The 5257-nt window shown below is 58.1% G+C and carries 3 rRNA genes; all 3 read right to left on the bottom strand.

The annotated features are described in order from the left end of the window. Window positions 1–4 precede the first annotated feature (4 nt). Window positions 5–121 (bottom strand): 5S ribosomal RNA (rrf, locus tag KBX00_RS28820). Window positions 122–216: 95 nt separating this feature from the next. After that, window positions 217–3326: ribosomal RNA gene (locus KBX00_RS28825) — 23S ribosomal RNA — on the bottom strand. 382 nt (window positions 3327–3708) lie between these two features. Beyond that, window positions 3709–5223, bottom strand: a 16S ribosomal RNA gene (locus KBX00_RS28830). Together the 16S, 23S and 5S rRNA genes form the textbook arrangement of a ribosomal RNA operon. Window positions 5224–5257 lie beyond the last annotated feature (34 nt).

The raw sequence follows: 5257 nt of genomic DNA on the forward strand, positions 1-5257 counted from the left end.
GTGTGTCCGGCGGTGTCCTACTCTCCCACACCCTCCCGGGTGCAGTACCATCGGCGCTGGAGGGCTTAGCTTCCGGGTTCGGAATGAGACCGGGCGTTTCCCCTCCGCCATGACCGCCGTAACCTTATCAACATGTCAAACAACACCAACACCAACACATTCGCTGGGGTGTTTGTTTGTTTGTTGTGAGTTACACAGTGGACGCGAGCGATCGTTGTAGTCAAGTCCTCGGCCTATTAGTACCGGTCAACTGAACCCGTTACCGGGCTTACATTTCCGGCCTATCAACCCAGTCGTCTAGCTGGGGGCCTTACCCCTGTCACCAGGGTGGGATACCTCATCTTGAAGCAGGCTTCCCGCTTAGATGCTTTCAGCGGTTATCCCTTCCGAACGTAGCTAACCAGCCGTGCCCCTGGCGGGACAACTGGCACACCAGAGGTTCGTCCGTCCCGGTCCTCTCGTACTAGGGACAGCCCTTCTCAAGTATCCTACGCGCACGGCGGATAGGGACCGAACTGTCTCACGACGTTCTAAACCCAGCTCGCGTACCGCTTTAATGGGCGAACAGCCCAACCCTTGGGACCTGCTACAGCCCCAGGATGCGACGAGCCGACATCGAGGTGCCAAACCATCCCGTCGATATGGACTCTTGGGGAAGATCAGCCTGTTATCCCCGGGGTACCTTTTATCCGTTGAGCGACACCGCTTCCACACGCAAGTGCCGGATCACTAGTCCCGACTTTCGTCCCTGCTCGACCCGTCAGTCTCACAGTCAAGCTCCCTTGTGCACTTGCACTCAACACCTGATTGCCAACCAGGCTGAGGGAACCTTTGGGCGCCTCCGTTACCCTTTAGGAGGCAACCGCCCCAGTTAAACTACCCACCAGACACTGTCCCTGAACCGGATAACGGTCCGAAGTTAGATACCCGAATCAACCAGAGTGGTATTTCAAGATTGCCTCCACCCATACTGGCGTATGAGCTTCACCGGCTCCCACCTATCCTACACAAGCCGACTCAAATACCAATGTCAAGCTATAGTAAAGGTCCCGGGGTCTTTCCGTCCTGCCGCGCGTAACGAGCATCTTTACTCGTACTGCAATTTCGCCGGGCCTGTGGTTGAGACAGTGGGGAAGTCGTTACGCCATTCGTGCAGGTCGGAACTTACCCGACAAGGAATTTCGCTACCTTAGGATGGTTATAGTTACCACCGCCGTTTACTGGCGCTTAAGTTCTCCGCTTCGCCCCGAAGAGCTAACAGGTCCCCTTAACGTTCCAGCACCGGGCAGGCGTCAGTCCATATACATCGAATTACTTCTTCGCATGGACCTGTGTTTTTAGTAAACAGTCGCTTCCCCCTGCTCTCTGCGGCCATACAACGCTCCACCCGCGCGGGGCTTCACGTCTCCGGCCCCCCTTCTCCCTAAGTTACGGGGGCAATTTGCCGAGTTCCTTAACCACAGTTCGCCCGATCGCCTCGGTATTCTCTACCTGACCACCTGTGTCGGTTTGGGGTACGGGCCGCTCAGAACTCGCTAGAGGCTTTTCTCGGCAGCATAGGATCACTGACTTCACCTGAATCGGCTCGGCATCACGTCTCAGCCCTGTGCACCACGGATTTGCCTATGGTGCGGCCTACACGCTTACCCCGGCACAACCACCGGCCGGGCTCAGCTACCTTCCTGCGTCACCCCATCGCTTGACTACTACCCGCCAGGTTCCCACGCTCCCCACCATCGACCCGAAGGTCTCCGGCAGCTCGGGTGGTTAGCACAACGAGGTTCATCACGGGCGCTCCTTCGCGGGTACGGGAATATCAACCCGTTGTCCATCGACTACGCCTCTCGGCCTCGCCTTAGGTCCCGACTCACCCAGGGCGGATTAACCTGGCCCTGGAACCCTTGGTCATCCGGCGGAAGGGTTTCTCACCCTTCTTTCGCTACTCATGCCTGCATTCTCACTCGTGCCGCGTCCACAACTAGGTCACCCCGCTGCTTCACCCCCGGCACGACGCTCCCCTACCCACCCACACACCTGCACACCACCCCGAAGAGTGATGCGAAGTCATAGTGTGAGTGCCACAGCTTCGGCGGTGTGCTTGAGCCCCGCTACATTGTCGGCGCGGAACCACTTGACCAGTGAGCTATTACGCACTCTTTAAAGGGTGGCTGCTTCTAAGCCAACCTCCTGGTTGTCTATGCGACCCCACATCCTTTTCCACTTAGCACACGCTTAGGGGCCTTAGCTGGTGATCTGGGCTGTTTCCCTCTCGACTACGAAGCTTATCCCCCGCAGTCTCACTGCCGCGCTCTCACTTACCGGCATTCGGAGTTTGGCTGATTTCGGTAAGCTTGTAGGCCCCCTAGACCATCCAGTGCTCTACCTCCGGCAAGAAACACGCGACGCTGCACCTAAATGCATTTCGGGGAGAACCAGCTATCACGGAGTTTGATTGGCCTTTCACCCCTAACCACAGGTCATCCCCCAACTTTTCAACGTTGGTGGGTTCGGCCCTCCACACGGTCTTACCCGCGCTTCAGCCTGCCCATGGCTAGATCACTCCGCTTCGGGTCTAGAACATGCGACTCAAACGCCCTCTTCAGACTCGCTTTCGCTACGGCTCCCCCACACGGGTTAACCTCGCCACATGCCACTAACTCGCAGGCTCATTCTTCAAAAGGCACGCCGTCACCCCGCAAGGCTCCGACGGATTGTAGGCGAACGGTTTCAGGTACTATTTCACTCCCCTCCCGGGGTACTTTTCACCATTCCCTCACGGTACTCGTCCGCTATCGGTCACCAGGAAGTATTTAGGCTTACCAGGTGGTCCTGGCAGATTCACGGCAGATTTCAGGAGTCCGCCGCTACTCGGGAACACCCACAGAAGACCAGCTGCTTTAACCTACCGGACTATCACCGTCTACGGTCAGCCTTTCCAGACCATTCAGCTAACAACTGGCTTTATAACTCCTTTGATGGTTGTCAGCCCACCACATGAGGTCCCACAACCCCGACCACGCAACCCCTGACAGGTATCACACGCAACCGGTTTAGCCTCAATCCGCTTTCGCTCGCCACTACTCACGGAATCACATATTGTTTTCTCTTCCTACGGGTACTGAGATGTTTCACTTCCCCGCGTTCCCTCCACACACCCTATGAGTTCAGGTGCAGGTGACACCACATGACTGATGCCGGGTTACCCCATTCGGACACCCTGGGATCACAGCTCGGTTGACAGCTCCCCCAGGCCTATCGCGGCCTCCCACGTCCTTCATCGGCTCCTGGTGCCAAGGCATCCACCGTTCGCCCTTGACAACTTGACCACAAAGATGCTCGCGTCCACTGTGCAATTCTCAACAAACAACCAACCCACAACCCACCACCCCACACCAGCAACACCACCCCACCAGGGCAACATCCGGTATGCGAGGCCAGGCCATGCCTGGCGCCCCGACAAGCTCACGCTCATCGCCAAGGCTCTGAAAGATCAACCACCACGGGTTGTTCCTTCAGGACCCAACAGGGTGCCCTACGCCTTCCCCAGCCGCACCGGAACCCCGTTCCCACCACCACAGTGGCTGTACTAGGAAAACTCCGACCGTTGCCAGGAAAAAACTCACCAGTGTCTCCGCCAATCGAGCACCCCGACCCGACATCCGCAGGCCGCGGGCTCCATACCAGCCTTCGCTGGATGGTGCTCCTTAGAAAGGAGGTGATCCAGCCGCACCTTCCGGTACGGCTACCTTGTTACGACTTCGTCCCAATCGCCAGCCCCACCTTCGACGGCTCCCTCCACAAGGGTTGGGCCACCGGCTTCGGGTGTTGCCGACTTTCGTGACGTGACGGGCGGTGTGTACAAGGCCCGGGAACGTATTCACCGCAGCGTTGCTGATCTGCGATTACTAGCGACTCCGACTTCACGGGGTCGAGTTGCAGACCCCGATCCGAACTGAGACCGGCTTTTTGGGATTCGCTCCACCTCACGGTATCGCAGCCCATTGTACCGGCCATTGTAGCATGCGTGAAGCCCTGGACATAAGGGGCATGATGACTTGACGTCATCCCCACCTTCCTCCGAGTTGACCCCGGCAGTCTCCCATGAGTCCCCAACCGAATTGCTGGCAACATGGGACGAGGGTTGCGCTCGTTGCGGGACTTAACCCAACATCTCACGACACGAGCTGACGACAGCCATGCACCACCTGTCACCGGCCCCGAAGGACCCCGCATCTCTGCGAGATTTCCGGCGATGTCAAACCCAGGTAAGGTTCTTCGCGTTGCATCGAATTAATCCGCATGCTCCGCCGCTTGTGCGGGCCCCCGTCAATTCCTTTGAGTTTTAGCCTTGCGGCCGTACTCCCCAGGCGGGGCGCTTAATGCGTTAGCTGCGGCACAGAGAACCGGAGAGGCCCCCCACACCTAGCGCCCAACGTTTACAGCGTGGACTACCAGGGTATCTAATCCTGTTCGCTCCCCACGCTTTCGCTCCTCAGCGTCAGTATCGGCCCAGAGACCCGCCTTCGCCACCGGTGTTCCTCCTGATATCTGCGCATTTCACCGCTACACCAGGAATTCCAGTCTCCCCTACCGAACTCTAGCCTGCCCGTATCGACTGCAGGCCCGCAGTTGAGCCACGGGTTTTCACAGTCGACGCGACAAGCCGCCTACGAGCTCTTTACGCCCAATAAATCCGGACAACGCTCGCGCCCTACGTCTTACCGCGGCTGCTGGCACGTAGTTGGCCGGCGCTTCTTCTGCAGGTACCGTCACTCACGCTTCGTCCCTGCTGAAAGAGGTTTACAACCCGAAGGCCGTCATCCCTCACGCGGCGTCGCTGCATCAGGCTTCCGCCCATTGTGCAATATTCCCCACTGCTGCCTCCCGTAGGAGTCTGGGCCGTGTCTCAGTCCCAGTGTGGCCGGTCGCCCTCTCAGGCCGGCTACCCGTCGTCGCCTTGGTAGGCCATCACCCCACCAACAAGCTGATAGGCCGCGAGCCCATCCCAAGCCGAAAAACTTTCCACCCACAAACATGCGTCCGCAAGTGAATATCCGGTATTAGCCCCGGTTTCCCGGGGTTATCCCAAAGCCTAGGGCAGGTTGCTCACGTGTTACTCACCCGTTCGCCGCTCGAGTACCCCGAAGGGCCTTTCCGCTCGACTTGCATGTGTTAAGCACGCCGCCAGCGTTCGTCCTGAGCCAGGATCAAACTCTCCAACAAAAACCTGTCGAAAAATCCATCCCAGCAACAAAAA

Source organism: Micromonospora sp. C95, assembly GCF_018070465.1.
Classification (GTDB): Bacteria; Actinomycetota; Actinomycetes; order Mycobacteriales; family Micromonosporaceae; genus Micromonospora.